This is a genomic window from Vibrio sp. WZ-1, assembly GCF_052037695.1.
Taxonomy (GTDB): Bacteria; Pseudomonadota; Gammaproteobacteria; order Enterobacterales; family Vibrionaceae; genus Vibrio.
The window spans coordinates 266,671-292,352 of sequence record NZ_JBQEQR010000075.1; the positions used below are offsets into that span (position 1 = coordinate 266,671).

The window sequence follows — 25,682 nt, forward strand, 5'->3', positions numbered from 1 at the left end:
CTATCTCTCCTCTTCTTTTGCAAGTTCAGGTTCGACGGCAAATTCAGAGTGACAATCGACACATTGCTTGATCAGCTGTTTTCTGTCGTAAGACAGTGCTTTGGTTTTCGCAGCGTGAACATCATGACAATTTGAGCAAGTAAGATTCTTTGCATGAACATCGTGCGTCCAATGGCTTTCTCTGAGCTCGGTAGGCGCATGGCAATCCACGCACTGACTATTGGCTTTGAGGATCAAACTCGGATCGAGGAACACCTTATCGTGCACCGCTTTTGATTGCGCAGCAGAAAACTTAATGACATCCGGCGCCCCTTCACGGTGATCAGGACCAATGTTGCTGTGGCAACTGGTGCAATTAAGTTGCTTTCCTTTGCTGAGTAAAGCTTGTGGATCATGCGATAGATTCAGAGTGTCTTTGGCGTCCTTATGACATTGAAGACATTTATAGTCTCGGTCTCGGATCAGTTCGACTTGATGACGCTCGGCCTGAGCACCTTCAACTGACTCTGAAGAGGTCGCATGGGCGGCGATGGAAAAACCATAGAAGGCAAAGATGAAGAGAAATTTCAGCATTGTCTCTATGGTCAATTTTATATTGCCCATATTTTTCTTTCCTTAGCTCGATAATAATTGATAACTATTCTCAATTATTTATTTGAGCGACAATTAATTTCCTCTGAAGATATTTTTCCCAATCTTCAAATGACATCAATTCTTATTTCGGAAAGCCACAACGCTAAACCTATATTTATAATACCCCTATTCTCCATAAGGGGTAGAAACAACCGCTCAAAAAGCGAGCTTAATCACCCTATTTTTTAAACAGACAAAAAGCTAAAACCTTAGTACACAACAAGTTACAAGCTACCACTTTGGGGGTATATAGATGTAAACATGACTGAGATCACTGGCGTAAATTGATCTAAAACAATACAAGTATCGCTCACTATTTCATCTATTTGATTAAGACATATTATTAATCTTAGATCTCCGGTTCTTATTTGGAATAGCTCCTCACAACGCTGCTTATAAAAACAAATATGGAGATAACACCGTGAGCATAAAACACTGGATGAGCGCACCCATCGCGGTTGCGACCTTATTCGCCAGCCAATTATTTTTGGTAGGCACTCCTATGGCAGCGGAAGATAAAGGACTCGTCGATCCACGCAACGATGCCTTTGAACAAAACCACCCTGACCAATATCACTCTTGGAAAGCAACATCGGAAAGTGAGCATATTGAAGATGCCTTAAGTGAAGACCCAAACATGGTGATTCTATGGGCTGGTTATGGCTTTGCGAAAGATTACAATAAAGCCCGCGGTCACTTCTACGCATTAGATGATGTGCGTCAAACCCTTCGTACCGGCGCCCCTAATGACGAAAAATCTGGACCTATGCCAATGGCTTGTTGGAGTTGTAAAAGCCCAGATGTTGCTCGTGTGATTGATGAACGCGGTGAAGATGGCTACTTCGAAGGCAAATGGGCGCGCTTAGGATCGGAGATCGTTAACCCTATTGGTTGTTCCGACTGCCACGACACTCGCTCTGAAGAATTTAAGAACGGCGAACCAGCGCTGGCAATAACTCGTCCTTATGTAGAACGAGCGTTCGATGCCATCGGCAAAAAGTTTGATGAGCAATCACGTCTAGATCAACAAGCGTCTGTTTGTGCACAATGTCACGTTGAATACTACTTTACCGGCCCAACCAAAGCCGTGAAGTTCCCATGGGACATGGGTACCACTGTGAACGACATGGAGCAGTACTACGACGCATTGAACTTCAAAGATTGGACGCACGCAGTATCGAAGGCGCCAATGTTGAAAGCACAACACCCAGGTTACGAAACATGGCGTGATGGCATCCACGGCAAGAATAAAGTGGTATGTGTGGACTGCCATATGCCGAAAGTAACCAAAGAAGACGGCACCGTTTACACCGACCACAAAGTGGGCAACCCGTTTGATCGCTTCGAAGACACTTGTGCACAATGTCATACTCAGAGCAAAGACCAACTACAAGGCATCGTTTCAACGCGTAAAGCGCAAGTGCTGAACATGAAACTTACCGCTGAGAAACAAATCGTAGCAGCACACTTTGAAGCGGGTGCAGCATGGAAAGCTGGTGCAACCGAAGAAGAAATGCAGCCGATCCTACAAGACATTCGTCATGCCCAGTGGCGTTGGGACTACGCGATTGCGTCCCACGGTGTTCACATGCATGCACCTGAAGTCGCGCTTGAAGTGCTAGGTAGTGCGGTTGACCGTGCAGCGGACGCACGTACTAAGTTGGTTCGTTTACTTGCAACCAAAGGCATTACTGAACCAGTACAAATCCCTGATATTTCAACCAAAGCTAAAGCACAACAAGCGCTAGGTATGGATATGGAAAAAATGAACGCGGATAAGAAACACTTCTTAGAAACCGTAGTTCCAGATTGGGATAAAGCGGCAGCAGAGCGTGAAGCCACGTACTAGTTTAACTGGCAGGGATTAATTAATAGATACAACAAGGGGCGTACTGAACGCCCCTTTCTTTATTTCTTCGTCCTCGATTCTATAGAGAGACAAAAATCGAATGTGCTAACGACGAGGAAGTCTCGGTCTAGGCTGAATATTTGGACGGGTTTTAGGCATTTGTACATTAGGACGTTCGACTGGGCGCTGGATCTTTGTTTCTGGCAGTGCTTTTCTTTGTTGCGCCTTTTCTTTCAATGCTTTGTCTTGTAACTCTGCGGGATCGATACGCTCTGGACGATTCTTCCACTTGGTTTGAATCTCCTGCTTCTGCTCTTCAGGTAAAGATTGCCAATGATCGTCAAGCTGGCGTTTCATGCTGTCAATGTTGGCGGACATGTCATCGTCCTTCCAATCTTCAACTTTGTCTTTGATGGATTGCTGTTGGTCTTCATCCAAGCCATTCCACCATTCTTCCAGTCTCTCTTTGTACTCATCGCCGTTGTCACAACAACCCGGATAGTAATAGATCCAATAGTCATCATGATCATACCACCAAGGATCGTAATAACCGGGAGAATAGTACACCGTAGACGAGGAACCAGCTTGGTCTGAAGAGCTACAACCCGCCAATACAGAACCGCACAGCAAAACCAATATGCTTAGGGCTTTATTTTTCATTCGTTGCCCACCTTTCCCTCTACCGCTTATTGAATTGTACGCTTACAGCAGTTCTTTCGCCTTGTTGATAGAATTAATAATTTGCACTCTATCTAAGTTTGGATCGTTAGAATCTAATAAGAGTACCCAAGCATCAATCGCTTCCTGAAAACGGAAAGATAAAAAATGGTCATTTGCGATCAATGACAAGGCTGCTTCGTTATGTGGTTCTAGTTGTAAAGCTTGCTCAAGCAACAAACTGACTTCGTCCGTCATCGCTTGTTTATGGATGTAGTACAAAGTACTCGCTTTAGCGGCAAGCTGAGTTGCGTTTACTGGGTCCGTCAACTGGATAGCATAATCGAAGCAAATCAATGCGCCATCAAGCTCACCTTCGACCAGATACCCCTGCCCCAACTGAAACCACAGCTCAGCATTATTTGGGTCTTCACGTAGTTGGTCCTGGATTTCCTCTATGATGTCATGCGCGGTCATCATCCGCGACGTTTCCGCTTGCATAAGCTGAGGCGCAGATTGACGAAACAGTAAAAAGCTTGCGCTCGTAAGCACTAACACCAGTCCACAAAAGCCAAACCACTGAGCTGGCTTTACTTTCGCTGCACTCAGCGACAAAATCACAATGAATAAGCCCATCAAAGTGATGGCAACAAAAAACCAAACCGACATAGCGCACTCCATAAGCAAGAGAGTTTCAGTTTACTGGTTTAGGGCTTTCATTGCGTTGATGCAAGTACAAAAAAGCCGAGCATGATGCTCGGCTTTCAAATTTAGCAGTTACAGAGAAGATTACTCTTCTTCAGTACCTTCAGCTGCATCATCCGCTGCTGGCGCTTCAGATACTTGACCTTCTGCGCTTGCTTCTGTCGCTTCCGCTTCTTCGCCTTCTGGCAATTCTACTTCTTCAACTTCATCAATGCGCTGTAGACCAACCACTGATTCGTCTTCAGCTGTACGGATCAGCGTTACACCTTGCGTATTACGACCTACTTGGCTTACTTCAGCTACACGAGTACGAACTAGAGTACCTGCGTCGGTGATCATCATCATCTCGTCGCCTTCTTCTACTTGTACCGCACCAACAACTGGACCGTTACGCTCAGAAACCTTGATAGACACAACGCCCTGAGTTGCACGACCTTTCGTTGGGTATTCCGCTAGTTCAGTACGCTTGCCGTAGCCGTTTTGTGTAACCGTTAGGATATCGCCTTCGTTAGACGGAACGATTAGAGAAACAACTTGGTCCTCGTCTGCTAGTTTCATACCGCGAACACCCGCCGCTGTACGACCCATTGCACGTACTTTGTCTTCGCTGAAGCGAACCACTTTACCTGCTTTAGAGAACAGCATGATGTCGCTATCGCCGTTTGTGATATCAACGCCAATTAGTGAGTCATCATCACGTAGGTTCACAGCGATTAGGCCGTTTGAACGTACGTTCGCAAACTGGTTCAGTGGAGTCTTCTTAACCGTACCATCACCCGTTGCCATGAAGATAAATTTCTCTGGAGAGAACTCATCCACAGGAAGGATTGCTGTAATACGTTCACCTTCCTCAAGTGGAAGGATGTTTACGATTGGCTTACCACGTGCAGTGCGAGTTGCATGAGGCAATTGGTAAACTTTCAGACGGTAAGTTTTACCACGAGTAGAGAAACATAGAATGTTATCGTGAGTATTTGCAACAAGTAGACGTTCGATGAAGTCTTCATCTTTCATCTTCGTTGCACTCTTACCTTTACCACCACGACGCTGAGCTTCGTAGTCGCTTAGAATTTGGTATTTAACGTAACCTTCGTGAGACAGCGTTACTACTACGTCTTCACGAGCAATCAGCTCTTCTAAGTCAATGTCATGACTAGCTGCTGTAATTTCTGTACGACGCTCGTCGCCGAAACCATCGCGAACCGCTTCAAGCTCTTCACGGATCACTTCCATCAAACGCTCAGTGCTTGCAAGGATGTGCATTAGCTCAGCGATTTCATCTAGAAGTGCTTTGTATTCGTCAAGGATCTTCTCATGCTCAAGGCCAGTTAGCTTGTGTAGACGTAGGTCTAGAATCGCTTGTGCTTGAGTCTCTGTTAGGAAGTACTGGCCGTCACGGATACCGTATTGCTCTTCTAGCCATTCTGGGCGAGCCGCGTCAGTACCAGCACGCTCTAGCATTGCAGCTACGTTGCCAAGGTCCCAACCGCGAGCAACAAGACCAGCTTTTGCTTCCGCAGGCGTTGGAGCTTTACGAATCAATTCGATGATTTCATCGATGTTTGCTAGTGCAAGTGCTAAACCTTCAAGGATATGAGCGCGTTCACGAGCTTTACGTAGTTCGAAGATAGTACGACGTGTCACAACTTCACGACGGTGGTCAACGAAACACTTCAACATCTCTTTTAGGTTGAATAGTTTTGGCTGACCATTGTCTAGCGCAACCATGTTGATACCGAAAGTCGTTTGAAGCTGAGTTTGTGCGTAAAGGTTATTTAGAACCACTTCGCCCACAGCATCGCGCTTACATTCAATTACGATACGCATACCGTCTTTATCAGACTCGTCACGTAGCGCACTGATGCCTTCTACTTTCTTATCTTTAACCAGCTCAGCGATCTTTTCGATCAAACGAGCTTTGTTTACCTGGTAAGGAATTTCAGTGACGATAATGGTTTCTTTACCATTCTTCTCCACTTCGATATCCGCTTTTGAACGCATGTAGATTTTGCCACGACCTGTTTTGTACGCGTCTACAATGCCTTTACGACCACTGATAAGTGCCGCTGTAGGGAAATCAGGACCAGGAATATAATCCATTAGCTCATCAATAGTGATTTCTTCATTATTGATGTATGCAAGACAGCCATCGATCACTTCGCCAAGGTTATGAGGCGGGATGTTGGTTGCCATACCTACCGCGATACCGGACGAACCGTTTACCAGTAGGTTAGGAATTTTCGTTGGAAGAACCGCAGGGATCTGCTCAGTACCATCGTAGTTAGGTACGTAGTCTACGGTTTCTTTATCTAGGTCAGCCAAAAGTTCGTGGGCAATCTTCGCCATACGCACTTCGGTATAACGCATTGCCGCAGCAGAGTCGCCATCGATCGAGCCAAAGTTACCTTGACCATCGACCAGCATGTAACGAAGTGAGAACGGCTGAGCCATACGTACGATTGTGTCGTACACAGCACTATCACCGTGTGGGTGATATTTACCGATTACGTCGCCGACAACACGGGCTGATTTTTTATATGGTTTGTTCCAATCGTTGCCTAGTACGTTCATCGCGAATAATACGCGGCGGTGTACTGGTTTAAGGCCATCACGCACATCTGGAAGAGCACGACCCACGATTACTGACATCGCGTAGTCTAGGTATGAACCTCTAAGCTCATCTTCAATGTTTACGGGCGTGATCTCTTTAGCTAAATCGCTCATAGAGCCATTATCCCTCTATTATCTGATCGTAATTACGATACGTGTAAGGTGCAAAAATATAACACACAATTCATCAACGGGGCATCACTTTCCCACTCGTTTTATCAGGTTGTGAGCTTGGTTATGGGTTAAATGAAGAGAATTTGCACATTCATCCCATATCTTTATGAAAACTGACTATATTTCCACCAACTTAGCTCAAAAATCTCTCCTGTAGCGATTGTGAGAAAAGAAGCTGTTTTAACGTATCGTACCATTGGAGTATAATCTCGCCTTCCAAAGGACTATTAGCGAAGCGATACAACTATCATGACAAAAGCACAAAACGTCGATCCAAGTGAAATTAAAAAATTTGAAGAAATGGCTTCTCGTTGGTGGGATTTAGAAGGCGAGTTCAAACCACTTCATCAGATTAACCCGCTTCGCTTGAACTATGTCCTAGAGAAAGCCGATGGTTTATTTGGCAAAAAAGTACTCGATGTGGGCTGCGGCGGTGGCATCCTAGCAGAAAGCATGGCAAAAGAAGGTGCAGTAGTTACCGGACTGGATATGGGTAAAGAGCCTTTAGAGGTCGCTCGCCTTCACGCACTAGAAACTGGCACTAAATTAAGCTATATCCAGAGCACCATCGAAGACCACGCCACTGATAATGCAGGCACATATGATGTCGTGACTTGCATGGAGATGCTTGAGCACGTACCAGACCCACTTTCTGTGATTCGGTCTTGTGCAGCGTTAGTGAAACCAGGTGGTCATGTCTTCTTTTCTACCTTAAACCGCAATGTTAAGTCGTACCTATTTGCAATCGTAGGTGCAGAAAAACTATTCAAGATCGTTCCTGAAGGTACTCACGACCACGAAAAATTCATCAAACCAGCAGAGATGATGAAGATGATCGACCAAACAGACCTCACTGAGCTAGGCATCACCGGCTTACATTACAATCCACTCAATGACAGCTATAAGCTAGGTCGTAATGTAGATGTAAACTACATCGTCCATACTCAAAAATTTTAGAGCTGATTTTCTTAAGGACTATTATCTTAGAAAGAGCGGATAACATACAAAGGCAGTAGCATAGGTTTACTGCCTTTTTTAGTTTCATTTGGTACATTTTTCGTGCACTAGATTCCATTTTAACCAATCAGTTTTTAGCAAACAAAAACTATCAAAGATCAAGGAAAATATTTTTAATAGCGGTTATTTGTAAACCGATCTTAAAAACGTATTTTTCTCCAATCAATTCCGCCCTTTTCTCATCGGTTAGTATTCACTTACTGTTTTTTTTCGTTTGACCACTTATCCACAAGTCATCCCCGACCTGTGCCTTGATAAATTGGGGCAATAGCACTATCTTGTAACCCGCAAACAAATTAACCCCTATATGTTGTGTTTAAGCTACAATATATAGATAGACTTTGATCACAAAGCCGCCGCAAATTTTACAAGATTTGCACATAAACAAACAAAAATACGGCTTTTATCAGTTTTCTTAGGGAAATAAAGCAGAATGAACCAACAACTTACTGTCACCAAGCGTGATGGCCGCAAAGAAAATATCGATCTGGAGAAAATCCACCGCGTTATCACTTGGGCTGCCGAAGGTCTCAACAACGTTTCAGTATCACAAGTAGAATTACGTGCTCATATCCAGTTTTATGACGGCATCACCACGTCAGATATCCATGAGACGATGATTAAGTCTGCTGCAGACTTAATTTCTGAAGAGACTCCGGACTACCAATACCTAGCTGCTCGCCTAGCGGTATTCCACCTACGTAAAAAAGCATATGGCCAGTACGAGCCGCCAACGCTTTACAACCACGTGTCTCGTCTTGTTGATATGGGTAAGTACGATAGGCATATCTTAGAAGACTACACAAAAGCTGAGCTGGACGAGCTTGATGCGTACATCGATCATAAGCGCGATCTCGACTTCTCTTACGCAGCCGTAAAACAGCTAGAAGGTAAGTACTTCGTTCAAAACCGTGTATCTGGTGAGATCTACGAAAGTGCGCAGTTCCTTTACATCCTTGTGTCTGCTTGCTTATTCGCAAACTACCCGAAAGAAACTCGTCTTGATTACATCAAGCGTTTCTACGATGCGACATCGACATTTAAGATTTCTCTACCTACACCGATCATGTCTGGTGTACGTACGCCTACTCGTCAGTTCAGCTCATGTGTACTGATCGAATGTGGCGATAGCCTTGATTCTATCAACGCAACAGCAAGCTCTATCGTACGTTACGTTTCTCAACGTGCAGGTATCGGTATCAACGCAGGTCGTATCCGTGCGCTCGGTTCTGAGATCCGCGGTGGTGAAGCATTCCACACAGGTTGTATCCCATTCTACAAATACTTCCAAACAGCAGTGAAATGTTGTTCTCAAGGTGGTGTTCGTGGCGGTGCAGCAACTGTGTTCTACCCGCTATGGCACGGTGAAGCTCGCTCACTAATGGTACTTAAGAACAACCGTGGTGTTGAAGAGAACCGTGTTCGTCACATGGACTACGGTGTTCAGTTGAACAAACTGATGTACCAACGCCTAGTGGAAGGTGGCAACATCACGCTATTCTCACCATCTGACGTACCAGGTCTGTACGACGCATTCTTCGAAAACCAAGAAGAATTCGAACGTCTGTACGTGAAATACGAAAACGATCCTTCAATCAAGAAAGAGACCGTTAAAGCGATTGAGATGTTCACTCTGCTAATGCAAGAGCGCGCATCAACAGGCCGTATCTACATTCAGAACGTGGACCACTGTAACACTCACAGCCCATTCGATTCAGAAGTAGCGCCAGTTCGTCAATCAAACCTATGTTTGGAAATCGCGCTACCAACTAAGCCTCTGAAGAACGTTGAAGATGATTCAGGTGAGATCGCACTTTGTACGCTTTCTGCGTTCAACCTTGGTGCTATCAAGTCTCTAGACGATTTCGAAGAGCTATCTGAGCTTGTGGTTCGTGCACTAGATGCTCTGCTTGATTACCAAGATTACCCACTACCAGCAGCTTACAAGTCGACAATGAACCGTCGTACGCTGGGTGTTGGCGTGATCAACTTCGCATACTACCTAGCGAAGAATGGCGTTAAGTACTCTGACGGCAGCGCAAACGGTCTAACTCACCGTACATTTGAAGCAATTCAATACTACCTATTGAAAGCCTCTGTTGCGCTTGCGAAAGAGCAAGGTAAGTGTCCTTCGTTCCACGAAACAAACTACGCGAAAGGCCTACTGCCAATCGACACTTACAAGAAAGACGTTGACCTAATTTGTGAAGAAGAGCTGCATTACGATTGGGACAGCCTACGTCAAGAAATTATGGAACACGGCCTACGTAACTCAACACTGACTGCGCTAATGCCATCTGAGACTTCTTCTCAGATCTCTAACGCAACAAATGGTATTGAGCCACCACGTGGTTTCGTGTCTGTTAAAGCGTCGAAAGACGGTATCCTGAAGCAAGTTGTGCCAGATTTCGCTGAGTTGAAAGACAACTACGAACTGCTTTGGAACATCGGTTCTAACGACGGTTACCTACACCTTGTGGGCATCATGCAGAAATTCGTTGACCAAGCGATCTCTGCAAACACAAACTACGACCCTTCTGGTTACGAGAGCGGTAAGGTTCCAATGAAGAAGCTTCTTCAAGACCTTCTAACTGCGTACAAGTATGGTGTGAAGACACTTTACTACCATAACACTCGTGACGGCGCGAAAGACGACCAGAAAGACGCAGTTCAACCACAAGATGACGATTGTGCAGGCGGCGGTTGTAAGATTTAATCTCCCGCATCCTAACAATCCGTAGAAACAAACAATCGAATACCTCCCCTTTTGGGGAGGTCTAAAAGGAATTGAGGCATTATGGCTTACAGTACTTTTAACCAGAACAGAAACGACCAGCTAAAGGAACCAATGTTCCTAGGTCAATCAGTGAACGTAGCTCGTTACGACCAACAAAAATTCGAGATCTTCGAAAAGCTAATCGAAAAGCAACTGTCTTTTTTCTGGCGTCCAGAAGAAGTTGACGTTTCAAGCGACCGTATCGATTACAACAAGCTACCAGACCATGAGAAGCACATCTTCATCTCAAACCTGAAGTACCAAACGCTGCTTGACTCAATTCAAGGTCGTAGCCCGAACGTTGCACTGCTTCCTCTTGTTTCTCTGCCTGAGCTAGAAACTTGGATCGAGACTTGGTCTTTCTCTGAGACAATCCACTCTCGTTCGTACACGCACATCATCCGTAATATCGTAAACGACCCAAGCGTTGTATTCGATGACATCGTAGAAAACGAGCACATCCTTAAGCGCGCGAAAGACATTGCACACTACTACGATGATCTGATCCAAGCGACAAACGACTATCACCGTTACGGTGAAGGTGAGCACGTTCTTAACGGTGAAACAGTTAAAGTTAGCCTGTACGATCTGAAGAAGAAACTGTACGTTTGTTTGATGTCAGTTAACGCGCTAGAAGCAATCCGTTTCTACGTAAGTTTCGCATGTTCATTTGCTTTCGCTGAGCGTGAGCTTATGGAAGGTAACGCGAAAATCATCAAGCTGATCGCTCGTGATGAAGCGCTTCACTTGAACGGTACGCAGCACATGATCAACTTGCTACGTAACGGTCAAGATGACTTCTCGTTCATGCAAATCGCAGAAGAAGCAAAACAAGAGTGTTTTGATCTATTCAAAGAAGCAGCTGAGCAAGAAAAAGAGTGGGCAGAGTACCTATTTAAAGATGGTTCAATGATCGGTCTGAACAAAGACATCCTGAGCCAATACGTTGAGTACATCACCAACATCCGTATGCAAGCGGTAGGCCTGCCAATCGCGTACCCTGAAGCGACGTCAAACCCTATCCCATGGATCAACGCTTGGTTGTCATCGGATAACGTTCAGGTTGCACCGCAAGAAGCAGAAATCTCTTCATACCTTGTTGGTCAGATTGACAATGAAGTAAGTGCAGACGACTTCGAAGGATTTGAGCTGTAATGCCAAATATCAAAATCAACAAACTCGTAAGCATTGAGTCCAACCCATCCAATACGATTTTGGAGACGATGGAACAAGCGGGCTTATTACCTGAATACAACTGTCGCGACGGCCACTGCGGTGCTTGTCGTTGTAAGTTGGAGTCGGGTGAGGTGGAGTATGTTGGTTTTGCGATGGCTTACACTCAGCCAGATGAAATCCTACCCTGTATTTGTAAAGCGAAATCTGACGTTTCGCTTAGTGGTGTCAACTACGCGATGAAAGAAAAACGCGCATAAAGTAGCCCCAAACAAGTATTAAAAAGCCAAGGTAAACGCCTTGGCTTTTTGTTATCTCTCGATATTTATTCTGTCTGTATCAATAAGTTAAAGCGCACTGCTCGGAATGTGCATTTCTTTAATTTTTTCCAAGAATGCATAGTGTGCCGACATTGGTTTGCGCTCTAAGTAACGGCGTAACAGATCTAATGCCGCAGCACTGATGACTTTTACTTGATCATCACGTTGATACTTTCTTGATAGCTTATAGTGCGCACCCCACTCTCCTGCTGAAGAAGAAAGAGCGATGGAAAACGTGCTATCGTCCAGTTTACCAGTTACTAAGGCTAAATCCGTTCCACATTTCTCGCGTGTTGCTCCAGCAAGGGCAAATGTCGCAGCCAACGGGTCCCCTTCATCCACTATCATCTGGCTCTGTCTAGGCAGCACCCAGCCATGACCAAATTGTTTTTCTACATTCTCATCACTATTAAGCCAATAGGTTAAATGCCCTGCACTGCTTTGCTCAGAGACTGACAAGGTCAGCCCTTTTTCTACCAGTAAGCGACCAACATGCTCAACCATTGGCGCGTCAACACTCACCGTGTTGGTTTCTAGATGTTTATGAATGAGCTGCATCAGCTTCATACGCTGCTCTATTTGATTAGATGGACCAAACAGTTTTACTTCGATGAAAGGTAAATAAGAGCGATATCCGAGTTCGTAACCTTGAGGCAATTTCATTTGGTCAAGTTTGTCGGATATCCCAGACTCAGACAAACCAAAGGTGTAGATTCGGCTACAAGATGCGCTTACAACTTCTGGGAAGAGCTTTTTTAAATCTGGCAGAATTTGAGTTTCTGCCATTAGCTTAAATTCGCTCGGAACACCAGGCGTAAAATAGAACACCGCATCATTGATCAGCATTTTAAAGCCGCAAGCCGTGCCAATCGGGTTATCAACAATCTCTGCAATCTCTGGCAACATCGCTTGCTTCAAATTACTGTCCGGCATCGGGATGCCACGACGTGCATACATTGCTTCTAGGTAGTCTAACCAATCCTTAAACAGCACCAGCTTACACTCTGCTGCTTTTGCCGCCGCTGCGGCACTTAAATCGTCTGTCGTTGGCCCTAAACCGCCGTTTACAATAACCACATCGTTATTGAAGCTAAGCATCAAAAACTCTTCGAGTAAGCTTGAAAGACTATCTCCGACTGTCGAGCGTTTAGTTAAACCAAATCCATGTTGATAAAATAAGCTCGATAACCAAGCTGCGTTTGTATCAACAATATCACCGTGAAGTACCTCTTCGCCGGTACTAAGCATTGCAATTTTCACAACTGACTCCTGAAATTAGGCAAAATTCACTTTTTTTCGACATTGTGCCTATATCGTTTTCATTTTATTGGACTAATCTCTTAGTCAATTTGTTGAGATTAAATGTAGGTCAAGTATTTAAATGGCTGTTCTTTTGAGGGATAATTGTGAGCTCGATCATCCAACCAACAACTCGGAGACCTTTGTGTCAAAATCATCCATGTTCAAGAAAACTTTAAGTGGTCTTGTTCTGACGGCGTCTGCTGCTGCAAATGCGAGTCAGTACGATATGAGCAACCATATTGAGTTCTCTTACAAGCCTGATTGTTTGTCAGGTTACTGCGAAACGACTACTCTGTATAGCTTCGAACCACAAAATCGTCGTTTTGCCATGGGACTAGATAATGAGGACTCTTTAAACCTCGACGCAGGTCTTCAACCAAAGCATGTCATTGTCCCAACAGACAAAGATTGGGATTATCTAATGGGCCAAACTTACACCATTCTTGGTTTGAGTGTCGCCACGGTAGGTTTGATGACTTTTCTACCAGAAAGTATTACTAAATGGGACGAAGAAGATCGTGACATGAGTAAGCTAGGTAGTAAATGGAAAGACAACGTTTCAAGTGGTCCGGTTTGGGATCGCGATGAACATTTTCTTAACTACATCATGCACCCATACTTTGGTGGTGTGTACTACACAGCTGCACGACATGCTGGTTACAATGAGTTCGAATCCTTCTTGTACTCTGCAACTATGTCTACGTTCTTCTGGGAATACGGTGTAGAAGCGTTTGCTGAAGTTCCATCATGGCAAGACATTTTCATCACGCCTTTCTTTGGTGCGGTAGTCGGTGAAATGATGCTAACGGCTGAGCAAGATATTGTTGCCAATGGTGGTGAAGTAATGGGCTCAGAAACGATGGGTGATGTATCTCTTTTCTTCCTAAATCCAGTTGGTCATATTCATTATTGGGTATCGGATGCTTGGGGTGGCAGCGCAGAGTTCCAGTTTGCTTCATCTCCTTGGTTCGGAAACCAAGACGCCGCTAAGTTTGCGATGGATGCCGGCGCTAGCTATGACAATGTCTTCTATGGTTTTGAAATGAAGGTTACCTTCTAAAATCAAACCTCCAATGAGCAGCCTAAAGGCTGCTTTTTTGTGCCCTGAGCATAATTTTCATTATTTGCATCACGAATTAGCGTTAAAAATTGACTTTAGTCAAACATAACCTCCCACCTACACCTACACTGAAATAAAAGGCATTATTCCAAGGACTTAAGTCTCAATCGCTGAAGGTCCGATAACTGCAGCATTACATATACAGTGCCGCACCCAAACCTTATTCCGGGAGGGGACATTATGAACACAGTATTTATCGTTAATTTTGTCGGTCAGGCTTCGCCAGCTACCATCAAACAACTCGCAGCTGCTACCCATGAAAATGGTGGGAAATGGTTAATCAGTAAAGTGAACTTCATCGAAGACCAAGTCGCTGGCGTGATTAAAGTTGAGCTCCCTGAAGAGAACGTAGACACCGTCAAAGATGCATTCACCGCTTGTCAAACCTTAGTGGTTAAGTTTGTTGACTCAGAGCCACACTCACATCGTGAAGAAACGATATTCCAGTTACGTTTAGATGCGAATGACCGCGCAGGTATTGTTAATGAGATCACTCATGTGCTTGATAATCAAGGTATCTCTATCCTCGATATGGACTGTCAACGCGTGTTCATTGCAGATGGAGGTGGTATAAGCTCAAGCCTGTTCAGTGCGAAACTGGCTATCAAGCTACCAAGTGAAGTTGAAGTGGATGATGTGGTGAATGAGCTTGAATCGCTCAGTGAAGATACTCGTGTGATTATCGAAAGCTAATACGTCCTAGCTTAAAGAACAAAAAAGAGCAGCGTTGTGCTGCTCTTTTTACTTCAACCAGAGAAAAGATAATTACTTCACTGTCCACTGAGACAGAGAACGTTTGAAGTCTGAATAATCAAATTCATTTAGTTTTTGAACATCACCGTTTGAGCGTTCGCAGTACACAGATGGCATGCGAAGACCATTGAACCAGTTTAGCTTCACCATGGTGTAACCCGCACTATCCAGAATGTGTAGACGCTGACCAATTTCTAATGGCTGTTCGAAGTTCGCCACACAGAACTGATCACCCGCTAGGCAAGAGCAAGAACCAATCACGTACTCGTACTCACCGTTTTCTGACGCTTCTAGGATTGACGCAGGTTCATTGTAGATTAGTGTGTCTAAGCGGTGCGCTTCCGTTGCCGAATCCACAATTGCAGTCTTCTTCACGTTCTCAACAATATCTACTACGGTCACGACAAGATCCGTCGTTTTAGTGATGATTGCCTCACCCGGCTCTAGGTACATTTGTACACCGTGCTTTTCAGAGAACGCTTTCAGCGCTAGGCCTAACTTCTCGATATCATAGCCTGGCCATGTGAAGAATACACCGCCGCCCATGCTGACCCAATCGAGTTTATTTAGGTATTCGCCAAACTGTTCGGAGATCGAGTCCAGCAGGCCGATGAACGCGTCCACATCTTTGTTCTCACAATTCATGTGGAACATCACACCATCAATGCCATCGAAAATTTCTGGCTTGATGTGGTCAGCTTGTACGCCTAGACGAGAAAACTGACGTGCAGGGTTAGCCAAGTCTTGACCTGCGTAGCTTACACCCGGGTTAAGGCGAAGACCGATAGACGCTTTGCCCTCAACGATATGGCGGTAAGCCGCTAGCTGTGAATGTGAGTTGAAAATCATCTTGTCGCAGATATCTGCGACTTCACGTACATCGTCTTCGCTGTAGCCCACACTGTATGCGTGCGTTTCACCACCAAAGGTTTCGTAGCCAAGCTTCACTTCAAACGGACCAGAACTGGTCGTGCCATCTAAGTAAGGCTTGATGATGTCGAATACACCCCATGTTGAGAAACACTTCAGTGCCAACACCAGCTTCACACCAGAAATGTCTTTTAGCTGCTTCGCTTTTTCTAAGTTCTCAACCAGCTTTGCTTCATTGATCATGAAGTAAGGGGTTTTAAGTTGTTCTTTGTTCATAACTAACCATTTATCAACCATTAACCCCCTCTAACTCCCCGTTAAAAAGGAGAAGGACTAAACCGAGCCACCTCTACTCTTGCCAAAAAAGTGGAAGATTTGAAACTAAGCTCGGCCTGTATCTGCTCCTCCCCTTTTTAAGGGGAGGCTGGGAGGGGTTAACCTCAAATACGACAAAAGCAGCCACGGCTTTTGACCATGACTGCTCGAATTATCTAAACAAGTTTAATGATAAAACTTATTTGTTCAGTTCGTGAATCAGCGGTAAGCCCTGACCTGCTTCCAACTCCTGAACATGCCAATCTAGACCGATTGTTGGCATCGTTTCTAGGAACGGATCTGGGTCTAGCTGTTCCATGTTGAACACGCCTTTATCAGCCCACTTGCCACGGAAGAATTGCAGTGCTGCAGTGATTGCAGGAACACCTGTGGTGTAAGAGATCGCTTGATGCTCAACATCTTCGTACGCAACTTCATGGTCTGCGTTGTTGTAGATAAATACACTACGCTCTTTGCCATCTTTCTTACCTTGTACCCAAGTACCGATACAAGTTAAACCTGTGTAGCCTGGAGCTAGAGAGGTTGGATCTGGCAACATCGCTTTTAGAACGTGTAGAGGTTGTACTACCGTACCATCGTGCAGCGTTAGTGGGTCTGGGCTTAGTAGGCCAATATCACGCATTACGTTAAAGTAGTTTAGGTAGCGATCGCCAAAACCCATCCAGAATTCAATGCGTTTTGCAGGGATGAATTCTTTCATTGAGCGAACTTCATCGTGCGCCATTGAGTAAACTTTATGTGAACCACAGTTCGGGAAATCGAACTCTAGCATACGAGAGTGACAAGGTACTTGCTTCCACTCACCGTTTTCCCAGTAGAACGAATCGCCTTGGATCTCTAGCATGTTCGTTTCTGGGTCAAAGTTAGTTGCGAACTTCTTGCCGTGGTCGCCTGCGTTCACGTCCATAACGTCGATTGTATCGATCTCATCAAACAGATGTTTCACTGCATACGCTGCAAATACCGATACTACGCCTGGATCGAAACCCGCACCTAGAATACCAGTGATGCCCGCTTCTTCGAACTTCTCACGGTAGCCCCATTGCCAGTCGTAAGCTTCTGGAACTTGCTGACCTTCAGAACATAGGTCAACCGCCACTGATGTATCTAGGTATGAAACTTTTGCTCGGTAACACGCTTCCATGATTGGCATGTTAACCCACGGAGGACCCGCGTTGATTACTAGATCCGGTTTAACTTCTTCAATAAGAGCAACCAGAGAATCTACGTCGTCAGCATTTACTGAGCGTGCTTCTAGTTTCTTAGCTGAATCTTTCAGGTTGTTTTTCTTCTGAATCGATTCGATGATCTTCTCACACTTACCAATAGTACGTGATGCGATAGTGATATCACCCAGAACGTCGTTGTTTTGTGCTGCTTTGTGTGCAACAACCCAGCCAACGCCGCCTGCACCAATCTGTAGAACTGCCATAGTTTTCCGTTACCTTTATTAAACTAGCTCAACTGCTAGCGTGTTGATTTTCAGGAGCAAAGATTCAAAGTCCGCTGTCGTCAGACAAGGATTCAAAATCGTAAATTTAAGCGCGGTCTCACCATCCACGATGGTTTCACCTAGTACTGCGATACCGCGAGTTAACGCCTCAAGACGCAATGCTTTGTTCAGTTCATCTAAATCGGCACAAGGGTTTGTTGCGCGGAATAGAACCGTAGAAAGTGCCGGCTCAGCCAGAAGTTCAAACTGCTCGTGGCCACGAACCATGTCGGCAACTTGTTGCGTTTGTGCTAACAAGTGATCGTACATATCGCCAAGCGCCTTAGGACCGACGTTTTGCATTGTCATAAAGACTTTTAGTGCATCAAAGCGCTTCGTTGTTGCGATAGATTTGTCCACCAAGTTTGGTAGCTCATCGTGTTCGCGGTTCAGGTAGTCAGCATGATGAAGTAGGAACTTAAAGTTCGACTTATCATTAACTAGTAAAGCACCACAGCTGATTGTTTGGTAGAACAGTTTGTGGAAGTCGACACTGATCGAGTGTGCACGTTCTACACCTTTCAGGCGTGATTTGTGGCTGCTAAGAATCAATGCACCACCGTAAGCACCATCAACGTGCATCCACATCTCATGTTTCGCTGCCATATCAGCAATGAAATCAAGATCGTCAATTGCACCATGATCGGTCGTACCCGCTGTGCCAACAATAGCAAATGGAATCAAGCCTTCTGTTTTTGCCTCAGTTAGAACTTGATCTAACTGAGTAACATCCATGGTACCGTCCGCGTTAGCGTCAACCGTCATCACGGCTTTCTCACCCAGCCCCATCCAAGATGCTGACTTTTGAACGGTGAAGTGCGATTTCTTCGAGCATACGATGCGTAGTTTGTCTGCGTACTCTGGAAGACCCAGCTTCTGGATTGAGTGGCTACTTAGCTTGTCTGCAACCCAATCACGTGCCAGCATTAGGCCCATCTGGTTGCTTTGTGTGCCACCACTAGTGAAGATGCCGTCGGCCGTCTCACCAAGCTCATATTTATCGCACAGCCAGTTAATCACTTTTTGCTCTACGTAAGTCGCCGAGGATGCTTGATCCCATGAATCCATTGATTGGTTCAACGCTGCAATCATCGCTTCTGCCGCGACTGCAGGCATCAAAGGAGGCGTATGCAAGTGAGCAATACAATCAGGGTGTTGAGTGAAGATCGCGTTCTTAGCAACAAGTTCCGCGGCTTCATCAATCACTGATTTTAGCGATGCGTTTTTGTTATCAAGATCGACGGCATTAATTGCGGCCTCTAGAAACTTAGGATCCATGCCTGAGTACGGTGCATTCACCTGTTCAAATACCGACTTCATCGCTGCTGTCGTGTGATTCATTACAGAAGCAAATTCCGCACCGCCAAGTTCACCAGTATGAATAAAGTGCTTTTTCCACTCTTCTTGTGGCGATGTCTCAACGTGGCTACCGCCTGCTGCAATGATCGCATCTTCCAATACGCGTAGGGCAAAATCGATTTGCTCGAAAGAGATGATAAGCGGTGGAAGGAAACGGATCACAGAGCCATCACGACCACCTTTCTCAACCATCAAGCCACGCTCAAGTGCAGCACGCTGGATAGCAAGTGTTAACTGGCCATCAGAAAGAGGCTCGCCGAACTTATTCAGTTCACCGTTTGGATTCTTGATTTCAACACCCAGCATCAAACCTTTACCGCGAACATCAGCGATACAGTTAACACGTTTTTGAATGCTCTCAAGACCAAAGCGTAGGTACTGACCAGCTACATTCGCATGTTCAACAAGGTTGTCACGTTGAATGATTTCTAGCGCTTTCGCACCCGACACCATTGCTAATTGGTTACCACGGAATGTACCGGTGTGCTCACCTGGTTTCCATGTATCGTGTTGTTTGTTGATCACCAATAGCGACATTGGTAAACCACCACCAATCGCTTTAGACAAACACAAAACATCCGGAACAATACCTGCTTCTTCAAACGCGAAGTTGTAACCTGACTTGCCTACACCACATTGAATCTCATCAAAAATCAACAAGATACCGTGCTCATCACAGATACGACGCAGTTCGCGTAGCCAAAATGCTGGAGCAGGAATTACACCACCCTCACCTTGCACTGGTTCTACAATGATCGCAGCAGGCTTCATGATGCCCGCTTCGTCGTCATTCAATAAACGCTCGATGTAACGAATGCTCGCTTTCGCCCCTTCATCACCGCCTAGGCCGAATGGACAGCGCAAGCTGTATGGGAATGGCATGAAGTGTACGTCTGACATCAAACCAGTACGGCGAGCTTTAGTACCTAAGTTGCCCATCATCCCCATGGTACCGTTTGTCATACCATGGTACGCACCGCGGAAAGCAAACATGGTGTTACGACCAGTAGTTTGCTTTGCAAGCTTGATGGCTGCTTCAACGGCATCAGCGCCCGAAGGACCACAGAACTGAATCACACAGTTATCGCTCAGCTCTTGAGGCAGGAAGCCTTTCACAGACTTGATGAAATGGGTTTTCGCAGATGTAGCGATATCTAGAGTCTGGTACGGAAGGCCAGAATCCAATTGTTCTTTTAGCGCTTGGTTGATTTCTGGGTGATTGTAACCCAAAGCCAAAGTACCAGCCCCTGCAAGACAATCTAGGAAGATTTGACCACGCGTATCTTCAACCAAACAGCCATAAGCTTGCTTGATCGCTATTGGTAAACGACGCGGGTAAGAACGAACCTCAGATTCATGTTCCGCCTGTTCAATAAGGATTTGATCTGGCGTTAAATCATACGTTCCATTAACGACTGGAACCTGAGTAGAAAAAGTGTTTGCGATAGTATTATCGACTTCAAAGGCAGTGCTCATACTACATGACCCCTTGAATTAGAATGATTCTCTATCCTGTATTTATTATCGTTGGTATTAAATAACAGGAGATACAGATACACCTCCGCATTCATCATCGATTAAACGACAAATACAGATAACCCGTCACGAAAAGCGTGACTTTTTAATAAGCTTAGGAAGTAATCAAGGCTCCGTAATGCACCCGTTTTGTAAAACAGGACATTTCGGTAGTATGAAGCTGATTAGTGTGTGTTTATTTAAAGGTTTCAATGTTGGGTTTCCCATTAACATGCCGCTTCTACAGCACTAGTATCCCGTCTATCAACAAAAGGCTTTGCCGATACCTACCCTACGCAGTGTCACAATCAGCTTGAATGGTCGCTGCGCGTATCCCCCAGAGAATCAAATGTCGTAAAATTACGCTCCGAGATTGCGCGCGAATTTATCACAAAATAAAATCTGATGGCAATACGTTTTCATTAGTTTCATATTGATTATGATCACAATAACAATAAAAAGCATGACAATCACTTTTGCTCAATATGGAGCTGCCTCGCAAAAATTCGCTCGAAAAGCGTATAAATAGGAAGCGTTGAGTGGATGACCGAAGCCAACGTATAAGCGAATTGACTTACTCCACCTACAAAATCTTTAACATCGTTATAAGTGATTTTAACCAGCAAGAATGAGCAGATAATTGATGGAATTGATATGATAGAACAACTATTTATCGAAACGCTTTAGCCTTGTTCTCAAGCGCTTTTTCTGCGCTAACTCTGAGCACTTTCTGTGGTTGGCATTACGGTTAGGAATTGGGAGATTTTCTAGCTAACAACGAAAAAACCCAGCATAAATGCTGGGCTTCGAATCTGGAGCGACACACGAGGTTCGAACTCGTGACCTCAACCTTGGCAAGGTTGCGCTCTACCAACTGAGCTAGTGTCGCAGATTTTGAGATGGTGCCCCGGGCCGGACTTGAACCGGCACAACGCGAACGTCGAGGGATTTTAAATCCCTTGTGTCTACCAATTCCACCACCAGGGCACACAAATATTCTTTGTGATGCCTTTACAGAAAAGTAAAACACCATCTGATACCGCTAATCGCCATATCATTTTAATTTGGAGCGACACACGAGGTTCGAACTCGTGACCTCAACCTTGGCAAGGTTGCGCTCTACCAACTGAGCTAGTGTCGCATTTATTCTCGAAAACCATTCACTTTCAAAAGAATAATGGAGGCGCCTCCCGGAGTCGAACCGAGGTCCACGGATTTGCAATCCGCTGCATAGCCACTCTGCCAAGGCGCCTCACCTGTGAAGAAACTTTAACTTCTTCACCACCCTTTCAAGCAACGCTCTCTTGGGTACGGAGTGCATTCTACGGATTCGAGCGATCGAGTCAACACTATTTTTATTTTTTTAAATCGTTTGACCAGATTTTGTGCGAAAGACGGTAAATTGATTAGTTTTAATACTGAAAACATCCCAAATACACTTGTTTATCATGAATATTGGGCTACTCCCCTCACCTATTCTAGGGCGTTCTTCTCATCCCCAGCTATAGATAATCAAACGAACTAACTTCAACGGAGAACTAACGGGGTAAAAAATAAGACTTAGATCACGTTAATTTCTTATCTCAAGCGCTGACGCATAAAAAAAGCAGGCTAACGGCCTGCTTCTTAAAATGCTATTTGCGTTGGATTGTTTTAGTGATGCTCTTCATTAAGCAAGTCATCTTTTGCTGCAGCTAGATACTGAACCATTGACCAGTAAGTTAAGAAGGTTGCCACATACAATGCACCAAACCCTAACCACACCATCCAATCGTCATAACGCCAAATCAGTACCCATAATGCAAACATTTGAGAGACGGTTTTAACTTTACCGACCCAAGAAACCGCAACACTGGCTCGTTTACCGATCTCAGCCATCCATTCACGCAATGCAGAGATGATAATTTCACGCGCTATCATGGTGACAGCAGGGATAGTCACCCAAATCGTATGGTAATGTTCGGTGATCAAAATCAGAGCCGTTGCAACTAAAACCTTGTCTGCTACCGGATCAATGAATGCACCAAAACGAGAAGTTTGGCCTAACTTACGAGCTAGCATACCATCTAGCCAGTCCGTAAAACCCGCCACCCAGAAAACCATTGCTGCTGCAAAAGGCGCCCAAGAGTAAGGTAGATAGAAGACAACCACAAAAACTGGGATTAGGAACAGTCTTAGTAGAGATAGAATGTTCGGGATATTCAAACGCATTTTATTATTCTCTTACACATTGCGGCTTAATGTTGCGGGATTTTCTTTATTGTTTCAATGCTTGGAAAATAATTTCTGCCAAAGAGTGACTAATTCCCGGTACTTTGGCGATTTCTTCAACACTTGCACGCTTTAATTCCTGCAAACCGCCCATGTATTTGAGTAAAGCTTGGCGACGCTTTGGCCCAACACCCTCAATTCCTTCTAACGCACTGGTTCGTCTGGTTTTTCCTCGTTTAGCTCTATGTCCCGCAATGGCATGGTTATGGCTCTCGTCTCGAATGTGCTGAATGAGATGCAGTGCTGGTGCATCACTTGGCAAGTTAAACTCTTCACCATCTACGGTAATTAAGGTTTCAAGGCCTGGTTTGCGGGTTATACCTTTTGCTATACCAATCATAGTTGGACGCTTCGGCCAATCTCCCCAGTACTGAGAAATAATTTCATGTGCTCGGTTCAGCTGTCCTTTGCCACCATCGATGAAGATGATGTCAGGAATCTTCTCTACATCCAACTGCTTTGAGTAACGACGTTCCAGTGCTTGTCCCATTGCAGCATAGTCATCACCGCCAGTAATACCTGTGATATTGTAGCGGCGGTACTCTTGCTTAACAGGACCCTCACTGTTGAAAACCACGCACGAGGCGATGGTACTCTCACCCATGGTATGGGAAATATCGAAGCACTCCATGCGAGCGATACTTTCCATCCCCAAGACTTCTCGCAGTGCTTTGAAGCGCTGGTTGATGGTCATCTTGTGGTTAATCTTAGTCGTAATCGCCGTCAGAGCGTTGGTGTTTGAGAGCTTCAGATAACGACCACGTGATCCCGTTGGAGATGTGTGAAATTGAACCTTACGCCCCGCAACGTCACTCAGAGCTTGCTGAATGGAGGATACATCATTGCCAAGCTCTTGGTTTAAGATGATGCGAGAAGGAATCGTTCGCGCTTCATTGTGGCTCAAATAGTATTGAGTTAAGAAACTATCGAAGACTTCTTGTTGACTGGTATTGTTTGGGATCTTAGGGAAATGGCTGCGACTTCCTAATACCTTGCCCTGACGAATCATTAAGATATGTATACACGCAATGCCATTTTCTTGGGCGAAACCAAGCACATCCATATCGTCCATGCTATCTTCAGAAACATATTGTTGCTCTTGAACCCGTCGGATTGCTTGGATCTGATCACGGAACTTGGCAGCATCTTCAAAGCGAAGCTGCTGACTGGCCAGCTCCATTTTCTCAATCAATAGCTCTAGTACTTGCTTATCTTTCCCTTGCAAGAACAAGCGAACTAAACCCACCAGCTCGGCATACTCATTATCAGAAATAATGGTACTCACACAAGGCCCTGCACAACGGCCAATTTGATACATCAAACATGGTCGAGTTCGATTTGAGTAGACGGTATCTTCACACTGACGAACGGGTAAGATTTTCTGTAGCAAATGCAGTGTTTCGCGTACTGCTCCAGAATCTGGATATGGTCCAAAGTATTCCCCTTTACGCTTTTTCGCTCCACGATGCATAGACAATCGCGGATGTTTATGGCCGCTGATAAAAATGTAAGGGTACGATTTATCGTCACGTAGAAGAACGTTGTACTTAGGTAAATACTGCTTGATGTAGTTGTGTTCGAGGATAAGTGCTTCAGTCTCAGTATGAGTCACTGTGACATCAATTTTGGCAATATTACTTACCAGAGCGCGCGTCTTTTCACTGTCTACTTTTTTGCGAAAATAGCTGGAAAGTCGCTTCTGAAGATCTTTGGCTTTGCCTACATAAATAACAACAGCCTCGGCGTTGTACATTCTGTAAACGCCGGGCTGATGTGTTACTGTCTTGAGAAAGGAAGCCGAATCGAAGGAAGGATTCACACTAAAGGGTCTCGGTATCCAGCATTCCATGGCGAATCGCTAAGTGTGTTAGCTCAACGTCACCATTAATGTCCAACTTGCTAAACAGACGGTAGCGATAACTATTAACTGTTTTTGGACTTAAATTAAGTTGTTCAGAAATATCCGTTACTTTCTGACCTTTGGTGATCATCATCATGATCTGTAGTTCACGTTCTGAAAGGTCTTTAAATGGATTTTCAGAGGCTGGTGAGAATTGACTCAATGCCATCTGCTGCGCAATCTCAGGTGAGATGTAACGCTGTCCACTGTTAACCACTCGAATGGCATTCACCATTTCATCTGGGCCTGCGCCTTTTGTTAAATAACCAGAAGCACCCGCTTGCATGACTTTCGTCGGAAACGGGTTTTCAGTATGAACGGTTAAAACGATGATTTTGACATCAGGATTCACTCGAAGAATCTTCTTAGTAGCTTCCAAGCCACCGATTCCCGGCATATTCATGTCCATCAAAACGACGTCAGCATGATTACTGCGACACCATTTTACTGCATCTTCACCGCTGTCAGCTTCTCCTGCTACGTTCATTCCACGGACGTCTTCAATAATACGTCGTATCCCTGTGCGAACCAGCTCGTGATCATCTACAAGGAAAACATTTATCAAACTTGTATCTCCACACTTTTAATTGGCTCTGCACCCACATTCAACTTGTTCAATGCGGATATCAGTATGAGTGCCTATATAATACCGTATATGGCAAAAATTGCTTTATATGAATATGTGCTGAAACGCAAAGTTTAGCAAGAACTTATTTCTATATCTGGTCAGTAAGGCTGAATTTGCATATTTATCACAACCTTAGCCGAACAAAAAACCGCCAATTAGTTATTTACCGCGGCGTTGGGACAGTCACAAGACAAATTGTCCTCACTACTCAAATACAAACAA

Annotated in this window: 18 protein-coding genes and 4 tRNA genes; 7 read left to right on the forward strand and 15 right to left on the reverse strand. The window is 44.8% G+C overall.

What is annotated here, in order from left to right; all coding sequences use genetic code 11:
- On the reverse strand, positions 1-603 hold the full coding sequence (nrfB, locus tag ACTS60_RS12330; RefSeq protein WP_440888474.1) for a cytochrome c nitrite reductase pentaheme subunit: 603 nt from the start codon (positions 601-603) through the stop codon (positions 1-3).
- Positions 604-1,054: 451 nt separating this feature from the next.
- Here nrfB and nrfA point away from each other — a divergent pair, with 451 nt between their 5' ends.
- Positions 1,055-2,482: an ammonia-forming nitrite reductase cytochrome c552 subunit gene (gene nrfA, locus ACTS60_RS12335; RefSeq protein WP_440888475.1), complete on the forward strand. Its 1,428-nt coding sequence runs from the start codon at positions 1,055-1,057 to the stop codon at positions 2,480-2,482.
- 105 nt (positions 2,483-2,587) lie between these two features.
- Here the strand turns inward: nrfA and ACTS60_RS12340 are convergent, their stop codons facing one another.
- The 3 genes from ACTS60_RS12340 to gyrA all read right to left on the reverse strand — a co-directional run bounded on the left by ACTS60_RS12340 (position 2,588) and on the right by gyrA (position 6,568).
- Positions 2,588-3,142, reverse strand: a complete 555-nt coding sequence (locus ACTS60_RS12340; protein ID WP_440888476.1) for a hypothetical protein — start codon at positions 3,140-3,142, stop codon at positions 2,588-2,590.
- Positions 3,143-3,184: 42 nt separating this feature from the next.
- Positions 3,185-3,808 (reverse strand): TPR domain-containing protein, encoded by a 624-nt coding sequence (locus ACTS60_RS12345; RefSeq protein ID WP_440888477.1) that lies wholly within the window; start codon positions 3,806-3,808, stop codon positions 3,185-3,187.
- 120 nt (positions 3,809-3,928) lie between these two features.
- Positions 3,929-6,568: a DNA topoisomerase (ATP-hydrolyzing) subunit A gene (gyrA, locus tag ACTS60_RS12350; RefSeq protein ID WP_440888478.1), complete on the reverse strand. Its 2,640-nt coding sequence runs from the start codon at positions 6,566-6,568 to the stop codon at positions 3,929-3,931.
- Positions 6,569-6,877: 309 nt separating this feature from the next.
- Here gyrA and ubiG point away from each other — a divergent pair, with 309 nt between their 5' ends.
- The 4 genes from ubiG to yfaE all read left to right on the forward strand — a co-directional run bounded on the left by ubiG (position 6,878) and on the right by yfaE (position 11,854).
- Positions 6,878-7,585: a bifunctional 2-polyprenyl-6-hydroxyphenol methylase/3-demethylubiquinol 3-O-methyltransferase UbiG gene (gene ubiG, locus ACTS60_RS12355; RefSeq protein ID WP_440888479.1), complete on the forward strand. Its 708-nt coding sequence runs from the start codon at positions 6,878-6,880 to the stop codon at positions 7,583-7,585.
- Between the two features lie 493 nt (positions 7,586-8,078).
- On the forward strand, positions 8,079-10,361 hold the full coding sequence (gene nrdA, locus ACTS60_RS12360) for a class 1a ribonucleoside-diphosphate reductase subunit alpha (protein ID WP_440888480.1): 2,283 nt from the start codon (positions 8,079-8,081) through the stop codon (positions 10,359-10,361).
- An 81-nt stretch (positions 10,362-10,442) separates the two neighbouring features.
- Entirely contained in the window at positions 10,443-11,576 is a 1,134-nt protein-coding gene (nrdB, locus tag ACTS60_RS12365; RefSeq protein WP_440888481.1) for a class Ia ribonucleoside-diphosphate reductase subunit beta, read from the forward strand.
- Entirely contained in the window at positions 11,576-11,854 is a 279-nt protein-coding gene (gene yfaE / locus ACTS60_RS12370; RefSeq protein ID WP_038889975.1) for a class I ribonucleotide reductase maintenance protein YfaE, read from the forward strand. Before nrdB ends, yfaE begins: the two co-directional genes overlap by 1 nt.
- Positions 11,855-11,941: 87 nt before the next feature.
- Here yfaE and ACTS60_RS12375 read toward each other — a convergent pair whose 3' ends face one another.
- Positions 11,942-13,174, reverse strand: a complete 1,233-nt coding sequence (locus ACTS60_RS12375; RefSeq protein ID WP_440888482.1) for a CinA family nicotinamide mononucleotide deamidase-related protein — start codon at positions 13,172-13,174, stop codon at positions 11,942-11,944.
- Between the two features lie 199 nt (positions 13,175-13,373).
- On the opposite strand from ACTS60_RS12375, the gene ACTS60_RS12380 reads away from it, so the two are divergent.
- Both ACTS60_RS12380 and ACTS60_RS12385 read left to right on the forward strand, forming a co-directional pair.
- Positions 13,374-14,276 (forward strand): DUF3943 domain-containing protein, encoded by a 903-nt coding sequence (locus ACTS60_RS12380; protein WP_440888521.1) that lies wholly within the window; start codon positions 13,374-13,376, stop codon positions 14,274-14,276.
- A 240-nt stretch (positions 14,277-14,516) separates the two neighbouring features.
- A complete protein-coding gene (locus tag ACTS60_RS12385; RefSeq protein ID WP_440888483.1) occupies positions 14,517-15,029 on the forward strand; it encodes a glycine cleavage system protein R in 513 nt (170 codons plus the stop codon).
- A 72-nt stretch (positions 15,030-15,101) separates the two neighbouring features.
- Here ACTS60_RS12385 and nspC read toward each other — a convergent pair whose 3' ends face one another.
- The 10 genes from nspC to uvrY form a co-directional block, all read right to left on the reverse strand.
- Positions 15,102-16,235: a carboxynorspermidine decarboxylase gene (gene nspC / locus ACTS60_RS12390; RefSeq protein WP_440888522.1), complete on the reverse strand. Its 1,134-nt coding sequence runs from the start codon at positions 16,233-16,235 to the stop codon at positions 15,102-15,104.
- A gap of 238 nt (positions 16,236-16,473) precedes the next feature.
- On the reverse strand, positions 16,474-17,727 hold the full coding sequence (locus ACTS60_RS12395) for a carboxynorspermidine synthase (protein WP_440888484.1): 1,254 nt from the start codon (positions 17,725-17,727) through the stop codon (positions 16,474-16,476).
- An 18-nt stretch (positions 17,728-17,745) separates the two neighbouring features.
- Positions 17,746-20,622 carry a pyridoxal phosphate-dependent class III aminotransferase gene (locus ACTS60_RS12400; protein ID WP_440888485.1) on the reverse strand — a complete coding sequence of 959 codons (2,877 nt, stop codon included), beginning with the start codon at positions 20,620-20,622 and terminating at the stop codon, positions 17,746-17,748.
- Positions 20,623-21,474: 852 nt separating this feature from the next.
- Positions 21,475-21,550 (reverse strand) — tRNA-Gly (locus ACTS60_RS12405).
- 11 nt (positions 21,551-21,561) lie between these two features.
- A tRNA-Leu gene (locus ACTS60_RS12410) sits at positions 21,562-21,648 on the reverse strand.
- Between the two features lie 78 nt (positions 21,649-21,726).
- Positions 21,727-21,802: transfer RNA gene (locus tag ACTS60_RS12415), tRNA-Gly, on the reverse strand.
- A gap of 37 nt (positions 21,803-21,839) precedes the next feature.
- Positions 21,840-21,913 (reverse strand) — tRNA-Cys (locus ACTS60_RS12420).
- Between the two features lie 401 nt (positions 21,914-22,314).
- The gene (gene pgsA, locus ACTS60_RS12425) at positions 22,315-22,872 is read right to left on the reverse strand and encodes a CDP-diacylglycerol--glycerol-3-phosphate 3-phosphatidyltransferase (RefSeq protein WP_005445072.1); all 558 of its coding nucleotides are present in this window, start codon (positions 22,870-22,872) and stop codon (positions 22,315-22,317) included.
- A 46-nt stretch (positions 22,873-22,918) separates the two neighbouring features.
- Positions 22,919-24,751, reverse strand: a complete 1,833-nt coding sequence (gene uvrC, locus ACTS60_RS12430) for an excinuclease ABC subunit UvrC (protein ID WP_440888486.1) — start codon at positions 24,749-24,751, stop codon at positions 22,919-22,921.
- 1 nt (position 24,752) lies between these two features.
- Positions 24,753-25,397, reverse strand: a complete 645-nt coding sequence (gene uvrY, locus ACTS60_RS12435) for a UvrY/SirA/GacA family response regulator transcription factor (protein WP_010447546.1) — start codon at positions 25,395-25,397, stop codon at positions 24,753-24,755.
- Positions 25,398-25,682 lie beyond the last annotated feature (285 nt).